Genomic DNA, 16,787 nt, shown 5'->3' with positions numbered 1-16,787 from the left:
GGGCCCCGAGGCTTCGCCCTGAATCAGCGCCGCCAAGGTCTGGTCGGCTTGCGGGTGCTGGCGCAGGTCTTCGACGCGCAGCAGCAGACCGCTGTCGACCGGGGCGATCAGCACTTGCGCCTCGTCATTGAACTGGGCGAAACGGCTGCGCAGGGTTTCATGCCGCGCAACGATGCGCGCCAAGGCATGTTGCAGCGCGTGCTCATTCAACTGCCCGCGCAGGCGCAGGCCGATGGGAATGTTGTACGCGGTGTTGGCGCCTTCCATTTGTGCGAGAAACCACAAGCGCTGCTGAGCGAACGACAGCGGCAAGGCGCCGTCACGGGCCACCGCGACAATCTCCGGTTGCGTGCTGCGCCCGGCCTGCGCCACCGCCTCGGCAACCGCAGCCAGCTCGGCGTTGGCAAACAGATCGCCCAGCGCCAGCTCCACGCCGAGGCGCTGGCGAACCTGGGACACCATGCGCATGGCCAGCAACGAATGGCCGCCGAGTTCGAAGAAGTGGTCCTGACGCCCTACTCGCTCGACCTGCAGCACCTGCGCCCAGATCTGCGCCAAGGCGCTTTCCAGTTCGTTGTGCGGCGCCTCGTATTCGCGGGTGAACAGCGCCGCACGCTCGGGTTTCGGCAGGGCCTTGCGGTCAACCTTGCCATTGGCGGTCAACGGCAGTGCGTCGAGTCTGACGAAGGCCACCGGCACCATGTACTCCGGCAACTGAGTCAACAGGTGCGCACGCAACTCGGCCACCGCCAGCGGTTCGACCTGACTCTGCTCGGTGAAATACGCCACTAGGCGTGGCTGGCCGGGTTCATCTTCGCGCGCCAGCAACACCGCTTCCTGAATGCCGGGCAACTGATTGAGGCGGGTTTCGATTTCGCCGAGCTCGATGCGCACGCCACGGATTTTCACCTGATCGTCATTGCGCCCCAGGTACTCGATCGTGCCGTCGGCGCGCCAGCGTGCGAGGTCACCGGTGCGGTACATGCGCGCATTCGGCAAGGCGCTGAACGGGTCGTGAAGGAAGCGCTCCGCACTCAGATCGGCGCGATTCAAATAGCCGCGGGCAACCCCGGCGCCGCCAACATACAACTCACCCATGACGCCAATCGGCACCGGACGCTGCTGCTCATCGAGCAGGTAGACCGAGGCGTTGGCCACCGGTTTACCGATGTGCAAGGCGTCGCCCGCCTCGATGCGTCCGAAGGTCGCGACCACGGTGGCTTCGGTCGGGCCATAGTTGTTGATCACATCGAATTGCTGATTGCGGCTGAACTGACGCAAGCGGTCGCCACCGATCAGCAGTGTGCGCAACGTCGGGTGTTCAAGGTTCTGGCTGAAAGCATATTCGGCGACTGGCGTCGGCAGAAAACTCACGTCCAGTGGCTGCGCGCGCCACCAGTCGAGCAGCGCATCGATATCCTCGCTGCCCTCGTGCGTCGGTGCCAGATGCAAGGTCGCGCCGGCACACAACGCCGGCCAGACTTCCCAGGCCATGGCGTCGAAACCGAACCCGGCAAGGCTTGAGGTGTGGCGCCCGGCGCACAGATCAAACGCGCTGCAATGCCAATCGACCAGATTCGACAAAGTGCGGTGTTCGACCATCACGCCTTTGGGCAGGCCAGTGGAGCCAGAGGTGTAGATCACGTAGGCCAAGTGCGCGGCGGTCAGGCCTGGCACGTGCGGATCAGAAGTTTCGCTGAGCGGCCAGGTCAGCGGGTCGAGATCGATCACCGGCACCGTCAGCGCCGGCAAGCGCCCACGCAGATTGTTTTGGGTGAGCACGGCGACGGGGGCGCTGTCGCTGAGCAAGTAGTGCAGACGCTCGGCCGGGTGCGCCGGGTCGACCGGTACATAACCGGCGCCGGCCTTGAGAATGGCGACCAGCCCGACCAGCGTATCGAGGCCACGGCGGGCGACGATGGCGACGCGATCATCAGGCTTCACCCCAAGCGCGATCAGGTGATGGGCCAAGGCGTTGGCATGCCGGTTGAGTTCGGCATAACTCAATTGCTCACCCAGGAACTGTGCTGCCAGCGCTTCTGGTCGCTGCGCCACTTGCGCCTCGAAACGTTGGGCAATGGTCAACGTTGCCGGGTAGTCGGCCTGAGTGGCATTGAACGCCAACAGCACCTGCTCGCGCTCGGCCGCCGGCAGAATCGGCAACTGGTTGATTGCGGTATCGGGCGCCTGCTCCAGCGCCAGCACCAGACTTTCCAGGGCGCAGTGCAAGTAATCGCAGATGCGCTGTGGATCGACCTCGGTGGTGGCCAGCAAGGTCAGGCTGAAGGCATCGCCGAAATCATCGACGCTCAGGGTCAGCGGATAGTTGGTGCGTTCTTCGGAACTGATCGTGCTGATGCCTTCCCAGGCGGCAAGCACCTCGGCACTGGCCGTCGCCGCCGTGTGGCTGTGACGGTAATTGAGCAAGGCACTGAACAACGGCGTCGGCGCGACCACGCCACTGCAACGCTGGGCCAATGCCAGCGGCGCGTGCTCGTGGCGCATCAGCGTGGTCAGGCGTTTGTGCGTCGTCTCCACCGCCGCACGCACGCCTTGCGCATCGACATCGACCCGCAGCGGCAAGGTGTTGATGAAAATCCCCAGCGCCCGTTCGGTGGCTTCGGCGCCTTGCATACGGCCCATCAGCACCGTACCGAACACTACGTTTTGTTTACCGGTGAGCACCGCCAGTACCTGCGCCCAGCCCAGATGAAACAGGCTCGCGGCACTCACGCCGAGCTGCCGCGCCTGCGCCCGCAGACGCTGGCCGAGCAACGGGTTGATCGGCAGGCTCAGCTCGGCGATGCCGAGGCCGTCACCCTGCACATCCTGCAAACCGTAGGGCAGCGTCGGCTCGGCAATGTCAGCGAGCATGTCGCGGAAAAAAACCTCGTGTTCGGCTTCGCTGATGCCCAGCCGCGCCTGCGCCACGTAATTGCGAAACGGCACCGGGCGGCCGAGCGTTTGATCCTGGCCGGTGAGGCAGGCGAGCAGTTCGTGACGCACCACATCGAGCGCCGAGTGGTCCAGCGCCATGTGATGGAACAGCAACGTCGCGACCACGCGCTGACCGTCCTCGTCCCACGCGTAGGCCAGGCGCATCATCGGCGCGCACCGGACGTCCAGACGGAAATGCCGCGCATCGAAACGTTCGTGCAATTGCTGCAGCGCAGCGCTTGCGCCGTCTGCCAGCACGACCTCTTCCATCGGCAACTGTGCCTGACGCCAGACCACTTGCAGCGGCACGTCCAGCCCTTCCCAATGCACCGCCGTGCGCAAGATGTCGTGGCGATCGATGACCTTTTGCAAGGCTTGCGCGAAGTCCTGCAGACGCTCATGGCTGCTGAACGCGAAGTACGATTGCATGACGTAGGGATCGCCCTGCTCGTTGCTCGCGTGGTGATAAAGAATGCCTTCCTGCAACGGCGCCAGCGGGTAGATGTCCTGCACATTGGCGGCGCCGCCCGGGACCTCGGCGAGCAAGCGATCGAGGGTCGCCTGATCCACTTCGGCCAGGGTCACCATCGCTGGGGTGATGTGCGTGGTGCCGGGGAGGATGCCGTTGGCCGGAACGTCGATCTGGCCGACGCGGGTGGCCGAGTATTGCCCGGCCTTGATCAGTTCGATCAGCGCCGGTTTGTGCTCGCGCAGCGCGGCCAGCAACGCCGGATCGCTCAACGCCTGTTTGTTGCCATTGACGCGCAATTGCTCATCGGTCACCGCCAACTGAATGTCTTTTGCCTTCAGGGTTGCCAACAGTTCGAGCACATTCACAGGACGATCTCCATTCTTTCGGTAATTGCGGCGTAGCCGGCCAGGGTCGGTTGTTCGAACAACGCCCTGACATCGGCTTCCATGCCTTCCTGACGCAACCGGCCGATCAGACTGACCGCCAGCAGCGAGTGACCACCCAGTTCAAAAAAGTGATCGTGGCGCCCTACCCGTTCGACGTTGAGCAGCTCGGCCCAGAGCCGTGCGAGGGTGATTTCGACGTCGCCGACCGGGGCTTCGTATTCGCGGGTTTTCAGCGATTGCTGATCCGGCGCCGGCAACGCCTTGCGGTCGAGTTTGCCGTTGGGGCTCAGCGGCAAAGCGTCGAGATGCACGAACACCGCGGGCACCATATAGTCCGGCAAGTGCTCCAGCAGTTGACTGCGCAGCAGGTCGATTTCCAAACGCTCGCCGGTGTAATAGGCGACCAGACGTTTGTCGCCCGGCACGTCTTCACGGGCGACCACCACGGCCTCCTGCACACCGTGGACCTGGGTCAGGCGTGCCTGAATTTCGCCCAGCTCAATACGCAGACCGCGGATCTTCACCTGATCATCGTTACGCCCCAGATACTCGATGTTGCCGTCCGGCCGATACCGCGCGACGTCGCCGGTGCGGTACATGCGCCCGCCAGGCTGGAACGGATCGTCGAGGAAGCGCTCGGCACTCAGCTCAGGCCGGTTCAGATAACCGCGCGCCACCTGCACACCGGCGATGTACAGCTCGCCGACCACGCCTTGCGGCACCGGTTGCTGTTGCGCATCAAGGATGTACAGGCGGGTATTGGCGATCGGTTTGCCGATCGGTGTGTTGTCCGGGGTCTGCTCGATGGAGCCGACGCAATCCCAAGCGGTGACGTCGACGGCGGCTTCGGTCGGACCGTACAGGTTATGCAACGCGCTGCCCGTCAACTGAAGTTTGAAACGTCGCACCAGACTGCCCGGCAACGCTTCACCGCTGCACATCACCCGACGCAGGCTATCGCAGCGTGTGGTGTCGCTGTTGGCGAGGAACACATCGAGCATCGACGGCACAAAGTGCAGCGTGGTGATGTTTTCGGTTTCGATCACTTCAGTGAGGTATTGCGGATTCTTATGCCCGTCGGGCCGCGCCATGACCAGTCGCGCGCCGGTCATCAGCGGCCAGAAGAACTCCCACACCGACACGTCGAAGCTGAACGGGGTTTTCTGCAACACCGAATCGGCAGCGGTCAGGCGATAGGCGTCCTGCATCCACAACAAACGGTTGACCACCCCGGCGTGCTCGTTGACCACGCCTTTCGGTTGGCCGGTCGAGCCCGAGGTGTAGATCACGTAAGCGCTGTGTTGGGGCGTCAGCGCCGGAACTTGCGGATTGTCGGCAGACAGGGATTGCCAAGTGTTCTGATCGAGGTCGATTACCGGTGCCGAGAGCTCTCCCAACAGCGCGCGGGTCGCCCCGTGCACCAGCACCACGGCCGGCGCGCTGTCCTCGAGCATGTAGGCCAGACGCTCCGCCGGATAGGCTGGGTCCAGCGGCACATAAGCGGCGCCGGCCTTATTGATCGCCAGCAGACCGATGACCATTTCCAGACTGCGTTCGACGCAGATCGCCACCCGCGAATCCACTTGCACGCCAAGGCTGATCAAATGCCCGGCCAAGCGGTTGGCGCGCTCGTTCAACTGCGTGTAGCTCAATGCCTGTTCGCCGGCAACGACGGCCACAACCTGCGGCGTACGCTGCACCTGCGCTTCGAACAAGCCGTGCAGCGTCTGCTGCAAATCGTAATCGACGTCGGTGGCATTGAGGCCGAACAGCAACGCCTGCCGCTCCTCGTCCGGCAACACCGTCAGGCGATTCAACGCTTGCTGTGGTGTGTGCTCCAAGGCTTCAACCAGCGCGGTCAGCGCGTTCTCCATGTACTGACCGATGCGTGCTGCGCCGATGCGCGACGGCGTCATCACTGTCAGTGCAAAACCGCTGCCCAGATCGTCGACATTGAGGGTCAACGGGTAGTTGGTGCGTTCCTCACCGGCAAGGGATTCGATGCCCTGCCAGGATTCACGCTTGGCCTCTTGTCGGGTTTCATTGTCGCTGTGCCGGTAATTGAGCATTGCGCTGAACAGTGGCGACGGCGCCGCGACACCGCTGCAACGCTGGGCCAGCGCCAGCGAAGCATGTTCGTGGGCCAGCAGCGCACTGAGCCGCGCATGGGTCGCCTTGACCCCGGCGCGCACATCGGTTTCATCGACATCCACGCGCAATGGCAAGGTGTTGATGAACATGCCCAACCCGCGATCCGCGCCCGCACCGCCCTGCATGCGGCCCAGCAGCACCGTGCCAAAGACCACGCGTTCCTGCGCAGACGTTGCCGCCAGCACCCGCGCCCAGGCGAGATGGAACAGGCTGGCGACGCTGACGCCGAGCAAGCGTGCCTGACTGCGCAGACGCTGCGCCACCGCAGCAGGCAGCGGCTGGCAGACTTCCTCGATGTCATTGCCGTCGCCGTGCACGTCCTGCAAGCCGAATGGCAGCGTCGGTTCGTCGATGTCGCCGAGCATCTCGCGGAAGAACGCTTCGTGCTCTTGTTCGCTGACGCCTAGGCGGGTCTGCGCGACATAATTGCGGTACGGCACTGCGGCCACCGGCAGGCGCTCATCGCCCTGCAAAATCGCCTGCATTTCTGCGCTGACCACAGCCAGCGCGGTGTGGTCCATGGCAATGTGATGGAACAACAGCATGGCGACGACACGCTGATTGTCCGGGTCGAGGGCATACACCAGACGCAGCAGCGGTGCCTGATCCAGGTCCAGACGCCAGTGCCGCGCATCGAAGCGCGCCCGCAGTTGATCGATGGCTTCGCCCTGCGCAGGCTCCAGCGCCACGGCTTGGACCGGTAGCTCCGCCTGCCGCCAGACCACTTGCACCGGCGCCTTCAGGCCTTGCCAGACTATCGAAGTGCGCAGGATGTCGTGGCGCGCCATGACTTGACGCAGCGCCGCAGCGAACCCTTGAAAACGTTCAATACTGTCGAACGCCAGACACGATTGCAGCAGGTACGGATCGCCTTTCACGGCGCTGAGATGGTGATACAGAATCCCTTCCTGCAACGGCGCCAGCGGATAAATATCCTGCACGTTGGCAGCGCCACCCGGCACCGTGGCGACGATGCGTTCGATACTGGACTGATCCAGTTGCACCAGCGTCAACATGTCCGCGGTGATGTGCGTGCAATCGGCGGCAATCAGATTGTCCGGCACTGCAACCTCGCGGCCACCGCCCACCGCCGCCGCCAGCGCGGCCAATGTCGGCTGGCTGAACAGCACGCGCACGTCGGTGCTCAGATCGACCTGCCGCATGCGTTCGATCAGCGTCACCGCCAGCAATGAATGCCCGCCCAATTCAAAGAAGTTGTCGTAACGGCCGACCTGTTCAACGTTCAAGACGTCCGACCAGATCTGTGCCAGCGCGATTTCCACCGAGCCTTGTGGCGCTGCATATTCGCGGCTCAGCCACGCCGTTTGATCCGGCTCCGGCAACGCCTTGCGGTCAAGTTTGCCGTTGGCAGTCAGCGGCAGTGCTTGCAGGCGCACGTAAGCGGCGGGCACCAGGGCCTGCGGCAACTGCGCTTGCAGATGACTGCGCAAATCCTCGATCTCGACGTTCCGGCGTTCGGTAAACCACGCCAGCAACTGGCCGTCGCGCACCAGCACCACGCAATCCTGCACGGCCGCGTGAGCGCTCAACGCTGCTTCGATTTCCCCCAGTTCGATGCGCACGCCGCGCAGTTTGACCTGATCATCGTTGCGCCCCAGGTATTCGACGTTGCCGTCAGCGAGCCAGCGCGCGAGGTCGCCGGTGCGGTACATGCGCGCCTGCGGTTCGTCGCTGAACGGGTCGTCGAGGAAGCGTTCGGCAGTCAGCTCGGGGCGATTCAGATAACCGCGCGCCACACCGGCACCGCCGACATACAACTCTCCCGCAACGCCGACCGGGACTGGACGCTGCTGGTCGTCGAGCAAGTAAATCTTCGCGTTGGCCATCGGCCGACCGATATGCAGCACCTGCCCGACCTCGACCGCGCCAGAAGTCGCAACCACCGTGGCTTCAGTCGGGCCGTAGTTATTGATCACCGCGAACGTCTGTTCGCGGGGGAACTGGCGCAGTTTGTCGCCACCGATCAACAGCGTGCGCAAGGTCGGGTGCCCGAGGTCGCGACTGAACGCATATTCGGCCACCGGCGTCGGCAGGAAACTCACCTGCAACGGCTGCGCGCGCCACCATTCCAGCAACTCATCGAGGTGCTCATTGCTCACCGACTCCGGCGGCAGATGCAGGGTCGCGCCCACGCACAGCGCCGGCCAGACTTCCCACGCCATGGCGTCGAAACCGAAGCCTGCGACACTCGACGTGTGGCTGCCGGCGCGCAGGTCAAAGGCCTCGCAGTGCCAGTGCACAAGGTTCTCCAGCGTCGCGTGTTCAACCATCACGCCCTTCGGCTGGCCGGTGGAGCCGGAGGTGTAGATCACATAAGCAAGATGCGCCGGGGTCAGCGCCGGCAATTGCGGGTTGCTCTCGGACAACTGCTGCCAAGTGGGATTGTCCAGATCAATCAGCGGCACGGCGCCAAGCAAATCAGCCGTCGACGCCTGCGCCAGCACCGCCATCGGCGCGCTGTCCTGCAACAGATAAGCGATGCGTTCCGCCGGGTACGCCGGATCGACCGGCACATAACCTGCGCCAGCCTTGAGGATCGCCAACAGCGCGACGAGCATGTCCGGGCCACGGCGCAGACACACGGCGACGCGGTCGTCGGGCTGCACGCCGAGCCCGAGCAAGTGATGGGCCAGACAATTGGCGCGCTGATTGAGCTGCGCGTAGGTCAGGTGCTGCGTGCCCTGCACCACTGCCACCGCATCCGGTTGCTGCTCGGCCTGAGCCTCGACCAACCGCTGAATCGTCGCGCCACGCGGATAAGCCGCTGAGTGCTGATTGAAGCCAACCAGCAAATGTTCGTATTCCGCCACCGAGAGCACCGGCAAACGGTTGAGCGGACGTTGCGGCGCCTCTTCCAGTGCCGTTACCAGATGTTCGAGCGCGGTGTGCATGTAACTGCAAATCCGTTGCGCACCGATCTCGGCGACTGCCAGCACGTCGAGGGCAAACCCTTCGCCCAGATCATCCACCGACAGCGTTAGCGGATAATTGCTGCGCTCCTCGCCGCCGAGCATGCGCACGCCTTGCCAGATGCCCTGACCGTCGCGCGCCTGCTGTTCGGCGGCGCTGTGCCGGTAGTTGAGCAAGGCGCTGAACAGCGGCGCCGAACCGGACATGCCAGTGCATCGTTGAGCCAGCGCCAGCGATGCGTGTTCATGGCCGAGCAGTGCCGTCAGCCGCGCATGAGTGGACTTCACCCCGGCGCGCACACCTTCAGCGAGATCAACCCGCAGCGGCAAGGTATTGATGAACACCCCCAGCGTGCGGTCAGCACCCTCACCGCCCTGCATGCGCCCCATCAACACGGTGCCGAAGACCACGTCGCGGCGGCCGGAGACTACGCCCAGCACCTGCGCCCAAGCCATGTGCATCAGGCTCGCCGGGCTGACGCCCAACTGCCGGGCCTGTTCACGCAGGCGCAGATTGAGCGCGGCATCCACCGCTTGCAGCGCTTCTTCGATGCCACGCCCGTCGCCCTGGACATCCTGCAGACCGAAGGGCAAGGTCGGCTCATCGATATCGCCAAGCATCTCGCGGAAGAACGCTTCGTGCGCCTGCTCATCGGCGCCCAAGCGGGCCTGCGCCACGTAGTTGCGGTACGGCATCGGCGGCGTCAGCGTGTCGAGCTGGTCGAACATCAACGCATGCATTTCCCGACCGATCACGTCCATCGCGGTGTGGTCGAGAATCGAGTGATGGAACAGCACAATGGCGACGACTTGCTGTTGCGCCGGATCTTCGGCGTAGACCATGCGGATCAGCGGTGCCTGATTCAGGTCGAGGCGGAAATGCCGGGCATCGAAACGCGCGTGCAACTGCTCGAGGATGTCTCCGTCGTGCGCCTCCAGCGGCACTTGCTGCACGACCATCTGCGCCTCGCGCCAGACCACTTGCTGCGGGCTGGGCAAGCCTTCCCAGACTACGCTGGTGCGCAGAATGTCGTGACGGGCGATGACCTGCTGCAAATGCGTGGCGAAGGTCTGTAAACGCTCGAGGCTGTCGAAAGCCAGACGCGATTGCAGCAGGTATGGATCGCCCTGCTCGGCGCTCAGATGGTGATAAAGGATGCCTTCCTGCAACGGTGCCAGCGGATAGATATCCTGCACATTCGCGGCGCCGCCCGGCACCGTGGCAACGATACGATCGATACTGGTTTGATCCAGCGTGGTCAGGGTCAACATATCGGAGGTGATGTACGTGCAATCGGCCGGGATAAGGTTGGCCGACACCTCGATTTCCCGGCCACTGCCCAAGGCTCGCGCCAGCGCGGCCAGGCTCGGCTGGTTGAACAGCGCGCGCACATCAGCGCTCAGACCGGCCTGACGCATGCGCTCGATCAGGCTCACCGCCAACAGCGAATGGCCGCCGAGTTCGAAGAAATTGTCGTGACGGCCGATCTGCTCGATGTTGAGGACGTCGGCCCAGATCTGCGCCAACGCTGTTTCGACCGGACCTTGTGGCGCTTCGTATTCGCGGCTGAGCCACGCGTCCTGATCCGGCTCGGGCAAGGCTTTGCGGTCGAGTTTGCCGTGAGCCGTGAGCGGCAGGCTGTCCAGTCGCACATAGGCGGCCGGCACCAAAGTGTCCGGCAGTCGCGCTTGCAGATGGCGGTGCAAGTCGCCGATCTCGACCTGCTCGATGTCAGTGAACCACGCAACCAGACGCCCGTCGCGCACCAGGACCACGCATTCGCGGATCGCGTCATGAGCGCTCAACGCGGCTTCGATTTCGCCGAGTTCAATACGTACACCGCGCAGTTTCACCTGATCGTCGTTGCGCCCCAGGTATTCGATATTGCCGTCGTCCAGCCAGCGCGCGAGGTCGCCGGTGCGGTACATCCGTCCGTGCGGCTCGTCGCTGAACGGGTCGTCGAGGAACTGTGCAGCGGTCAGTTGCGGACGATTCAGATAACCGCGCGCAACCCCGGCGCCACCGACATACAACTCGCCTTGCACACCGGTCGGCACCGGCTGCTGCTGGCGATCCAGCAGATAAATCCGCGCATTGGCGATCGGCCGGCCGATGTGCAAAACCCGCCCGGGCTCGATGCGCCCGGACGTCGCCACCACCGTGGCTTCGGTCGGGCCGTAGTTGTTGATCACATCGAATGTCTGATCCCGTGGGAACTGGCGCAATTTATCGCCACCGATCAGCAGCGTGCGCAGGGTTGGATGGCCCAGCTCACGGCTGAATGCATATTCGGCGACCGGGGTCGGCAGAAAGCTCACCTGCAACGGCTGCGCGCGCCACCACTCGAGCAATTCATCCAAGTGTTCATTGCCGATCGAAGGCGGTGGCAGATGCACGGTCGCGCCGACGCACAGCGCTGGCCAGACTTCCCAGGCCATGGCATCGAAACCGCAACCGGCGACACTGGCGGTGTGGCTGCCGGCGTGCAGATCGAAGGCTTCAGCATGCCAGTGCACGAGGTTTTCCAGAGTACGGTGTTCGACCATCACGCCTTTCGGCTGCCCGGTGGAGCCCGAGGTATAGATCACGTAGGCCAGATTCGCCGGGGTCAACTTCGGCAGTTGCGGATTGTGCTCGGGCAAGTGCTGCCAGTCACTGGCGTCCAGATCGATCACCGGCACCCTGCCGAGCAGGTCGCGCGTCAATGCCTGCGCCAGCACCGCGATCGGGTCGCTGTCCTGCAACAGGTAGGCGATGCGTTCTGCCGGGTAATCAGGATCAATCGGCACATAACCGGCGCCGGCCTTGAGAATCGCCAGCATTCCAACAAGCATGTTCGGACCGCGACGCAGGCACAGCGCGACGCGATCATCGGTTTGCACGCCGAGGCCAATCAGGTGATGGGCGAGACGATTGGCGCGCTGATTCAGTTCACGGTAGCTGAACTGTTGCTCACCCTGCACCACCGCCAGCGCCTCGGAATGCGCCGCCACTTGTGCTTCGAACAGACGCGGCACAGTCTGTGCGGGCGGATATTCACGACCGCTGATGTTGAAACCGACCAGCACCCGTTGCCGCTCGCCCGGCGACACGATCGTCAGTTGCTGCAACGGCGCCTGCGGTGTGTACTCCAGCGCCGTGACCAGACTGTGCAAGGCGGTTTGCAAGTAGTCGCAGACCCGCGCACCGTCCACATGCGGCACGGCTTGCACGCTCAAGCGGAAACCTTCGCCGAGGTCGTCGACGCTGACCACCAGCGGATAGTTACTGCGCTCGCGGGAGCTGAGAATCTGCACGCCGTCCCACGTCACAGCGGCCGACTCCGGCGCACTGTGGCGGTAGTTGAGCAAGGTGCTGAACAGCGCCTGCGACCCGGCGACACCACTGCAACGCTGGGCCAGTGCCAGCGAGGCTTGCTCATGGCCGAGCAACTGCGCCAGACGCGCATGGGTGGCACGCACGCCGCTCTCTACCGACTCGACACCGACGCTGACGCGCAACGGCAAGGTGTTGATGAACATGCCCAACGCCCGATCAGCGCCCTCGCCGCCCTGCATGCGTCCGAGCAATACCGTGCCGAACACTACGTCTTGCTGGCCGGACACCTGCGCCAACACCTGAGCCCAGGCCTGATGCACCAGGCTGGCGACGCTGACACCCAGCCGCCGCGCTTGCTCGCGTAGACGTTGGCCGAGGCTGACGTCCAGCACCGAATGACTGTCGAGGATATCGCTGCCGTCGCCGTGCACGTCCTGCAAACCGAAGGCCACGGTCGGTTCGTCGATGTCGGCGAGCATCTCGCGGAAGAACGTCTCATGGGCCTGTTCATCGGCGCCGAGCCGCGCCTGCGCGACAAAGTGGCGGTACTGCACCGGCGGCGGCAGATCGCTGCTGACGCCGCGCATGACGTCGTTCATTTCCGCGACCAGCACTTCCAGCGCGGTGTGATCGAGGACGATATGGTGCAGCAGGAGAATGCCGATCCAGCGGTTGTGCGGCTGATCTTCGGTGTAGACAAAGCGCATTAGCGGCGCGCGATTGAGGTCAAGACGGTAGTGGCGCGGATCGAAACGTGCCTGCATCTGCTCGAGCACGTCGCCGTCGAGTTCATCGGCATCGACGCGTTCCAGCGCCAGTGGCGCATCGCGCCAGACCACTTGCACGGCTTCCTCAAGCCCCTCCCAGACCACGCCAGTGCGCAGAATGTCATGGCGCGCGATCACGCCGTTCAAGGCGCGGACGAAGGTTTTGATCTGCGCCAGACCGTCGAAGGCAAATTGCGCCTGCAACACATACGGATCGCCGGCGCTGGTCGCCAGATGGTGATAGAGAATCCCTGCCTGCAACGGCGCCAGCGCATAGATGTCCTGCACATTGGCGATGCCGCCCGGCACAGTTGCAACGACACGGTCGATCGCGGCCTGATCGAGATTGGCCAGCGGCAACATGGCTGGGGTAATGCGCGTGCAACCCGGTTCGATCAGGTTGTCTGGAGCGACAATGCCGCGTTCGCTGCTCAAGGTCGCCGCCAGCGCTGCCACGCTCGGCTGACCGAACAGCACGCGCACATCACAGTGCAGGTCCTGCTGGCGCATGCGTTCGATCAGCTTCACTGCCAACAGCGAATGACCACCGAGTTCGAAGAAGTTGTCGTGGCGGCCGACCTGTTCGACGCCAAGTAACGTCTGCCAGAGTTCGGCAATCAGGTTTTCCACGTCACCAACCGGCGCCTCGAAACCACGCCGGGCGAATGCATCGCTGTCCGGTGCCGGCAAGGCTTTGCGGTCGAGCTTGCCATTGGTGGTCAGCGGCAAAGCGTCCAGACGCACGAAGGCGCTCGGCACCATGTAGTCGGCCAACGTGGCCAGCAAATGATCACGCAATTGCGCCACATCCGGCGCCGCACCTTCATCGGCCAGCCAGTACGCGACCAGCCGCTGATCACCGGGGCTGTCCTCACGGGCAATCACCACGGCTTCGCGCACGCCTTCGCAACTAGACAGACGTGCCTCGATCTCACCCAGCTCAATGCGGAAACCGCGAATCTTCACCTGATCGTCGTTACGCCCCAGGTATTCGAGGCTGCCGTCCGCCGCCCAACGCGCAAGGTCGCCGGTTTTATACAAGCGTGCACCCGCGCTTTCGCCAAACGGATCATTGATAAAACGCTCGGCCGTCAGCGCTTCGCGATTCAGATAACCGCGCGCCACCCCGGCGCCACCGACATATAGCTCACCGATCACGCCGACGGGGACCGGTTCTCGCTGAGCATCGAGGACATACAGTTGCAGGTCGGGAATGCGCACGCCAATCGGGCTGACGCCGAGCAACTGCGCGTCGGCGGCTTGCAGCGGTCGATAGGTCACGTGCACCGTGGTTTCGGTGATGCCGTACATGTTCACCAACCGCGTTCCGGCATTGCCGACCCGCGCATACCACGGCTTGAGCAAGCCCGGCTCCAGCGCTTCGCCGCCGAAAACCACTTCCCGCAAGGAATGCTGCAAGGTGCTGCGACCCTGGGCGGCGATCAGTTGGCGGAACGCGCTCGGCGTCTGGTTGAGCACGGTTACGCCGGTTTCGCAGAGCAATGCATAGCAGTCGTCCGGCGAACGGCTGACAGCTTGCGGGACCAGCAGCAATTGCCCGCCGAACGCCAGCGCGCCCCAGATTTCCCACACCGAAAAGTCGAAGGCGAAAGAATGGAACAGCACCCCGATGTCTTGCTGGTTGAACTGGAACCAGTCGTGGGTGGCAGAAAACAGCCGCGCCACGTTGCGGTGCTCGACCATCACGCCTTTGGGCAAACCGGTGGAGCCGGAGGTGTAGATCACGTACGCCAGATGCGCCGGGGTCAGCTCGGGGATCTGCGGATTGCTGTCGAGTTCGGCCTTGAGGTGAGCGCTGTCGAGATCGATCTGCGGCACCTCAAGAGCGGCCACACGATCGCGGGTCGCCGCCTGCATCAGCAGCGCTGCCGGGGCGCTGTCCTGCAAGGTGAAACTGATTCTGTCGAGCGGATAGGCCGGATCGATCGGCACATAACCGGCGCCAGCCTTGAGCACACCGAGCAGGCCGATGATCATTTGCGGGCCGCGTTCGACGCAGATGGCGACACGGTCGTCAGGGCGAATGTTCAGCGCCAGCAAATGGTGGGCGACCTGATTGGCGCGACGATTGAGCTCGCCGTAGCTGAGCGCCTGCCCTTCGAAGATCAGCGCCGTGGCGTCCGGGCGGGCCTGTACATGGGCTTCGAATTGCTGGTGGATCAGCGGGGTGTCGGGGAACTGCGCCAGCGGCGAATTGCTGCCGTGCAGCAGGTGTTCGCGTTCGCTGGCGGGGAGGATTTTCAGCTCTTGCAGCGCCACATCGGCACTGGATTGCAGGGCTGCCGCCAGACTCTCCAGCGCCGCATTCAAGTAAGCGGCCATGCGCTCGGCACCCAGCGCCGCATCCGCCAGCGCGGTGATGCGCAAGTCTGCGCCGAGGTCATCGATGTTGATCGTCAGCGGGTAGTTGGTGCGCTCGCGCGCGCCGAGCACCTGCACACCGGGGGCAATGTCGACCACGTCAGCGACTTCTTCGACGCTGCTGTGCCGGTAATTGAGAATCGCGCTGAACAGCGGCGTCGGCACCGCAACGGCACTGCAACGTTGCGCCAACGCCAGCGAAGCTTGCTCATGCGCCAGCAACGCAGTCAGGCGCTGATGGGTCGCACGTACACCAGCGCGCACGCTTTGCGCGCCGACATCAACGCGCAGCGGCAAGGTGTTGATGAACATCCCTAACGCCTGCTCACCGCCCTCGCCCGCGTCCATGCGCCCCAGCAGCACCGTGCCGAATACCACCGCCGTGCGCCCGGACAATTGCCCCAGAACCCGTGCCAGCGCCAGGTGCGTCAGGCTCGCGACACTCACGCCCAACTGCCGCGCCTGCTCGCGCAACTGCCGGCTCAAGCGGCTGTCGAGCATCAGCGAGGCTTCCTCGATGGCGTGGCCATCACCCTGCACATCCTGCAAGCCACACGGCAGCGTCGGCTCGTCGATATCGGCGAGCATCTCGCGGAAAAATGCTTCCTGCGCCTGCTCGTTGCCCGCACTGCGCGCCTTGGCCAAGTGATCGCGATAGGGCACCGCCGCTGGCACTTGCGCAGTCTGCCCGAGCAGGCAGGCCTGAATTTCCCGGCGCAGCACATCCAGCGCAACGTGATCCATGATCATGTGATGAAACAGCAACAGCGCAACCACGCGGCCCTGCGCCGGATCCTGCGCATAGACCATGCGCAGCAGTGGCGCTTGCTGCATGTCGAGGCGGAAGTGCTGCGGGTCGTGGCGTTCGAGCAGTTGCGTGAGCACGTCTCGGTCGCTGTCGACGGTAATTGCCTGACACACCAGCGGCGCCTCGCGCCAGACCACTTGCACCGCCTCGTCGAGGTACTCCCAGACAAATGAGGTGCGCAAAATGTCGTGACGCTTGACCACCCAACGCAGCGCGTCGGCGAAGGCGTTCAGGCGCTCCTGACTGTCGAACACGAAACGCGCCTGCGAGATGTAAGGGTCACCGGCAGCGGCCGAGAGGTGGTGATAGAGCATGCCCTCCTGCAACGCGGACAACGGATAAATGTCCTGCACGTTGGCGGCGCCACCCGGCACCGTGGCAACGATGCGGTCAAGGGTGTGCTGATTCAGCGTCACCAGCGGCAGCATGTCCGGGGTGATGCGAAAGGCCGGGCTCAGCCAGTCACCGCCGTGTTGGGCAACCAGCTCCAGCAGTTGCGCCTTGTGCGCCGCGAGGCTGTCCCACAACGCGTCATCCAGCGCGTCGTCGCTGCCCAGAATGACCAGGTCTTCATCTTCCTGTTGAAGGCGGATCGCATGGGTGGAAATGGCAGCCATCAGTTCGCTGAAATGCAT

Annotated in this window: 2 protein-coding genes (1 of these 2 cut by a window edge); both read right to left on the bottom strand. The window is 63.9% G+C overall.

Annotated elements, in window-relative coordinates; translation table 11 throughout:
* Positions 1 to 3,774, bottom strand: partial view of a non-ribosomal peptide synthase/polyketide synthase gene (locus CKW17_RS01855; RefSeq protein WP_095118443.1) — the 5' portion only. It extends 14,064 nt beyond the left edge of the window; 3,774 of the gene's 17,838 nt are visible here — the first part of the coding sequence; it begins with the start codon at positions 3,772 to 3,774; its stop codon lies off the left edge, out of view.
* On the bottom strand, positions 3,771 to 16,787 hold the full coding sequence (locus CKW17_RS01850) for a non-ribosomal peptide synthetase (RefSeq protein ID WP_095118442.1): 13,017 nt from the start codon (positions 16,785 to 16,787) through the stop codon (positions 3,771 to 3,773). The genes CKW17_RS01855 and CKW17_RS01850 overlap by 4 nt, the downstream gene beginning before the upstream one ends.

Source organism: Pseudomonas sp. Irchel s3f10 (assembly GCF_900187515.1).
In the GTDB taxonomy this organism is placed as follows: Bacteria; Pseudomonadota; Gammaproteobacteria; order Pseudomonadales; family Pseudomonadaceae; genus Aquipseudomonas; species Aquipseudomonas tensinigenes.
This window is presented reverse-complemented; position numbering and strand designations above follow the sequence as displayed.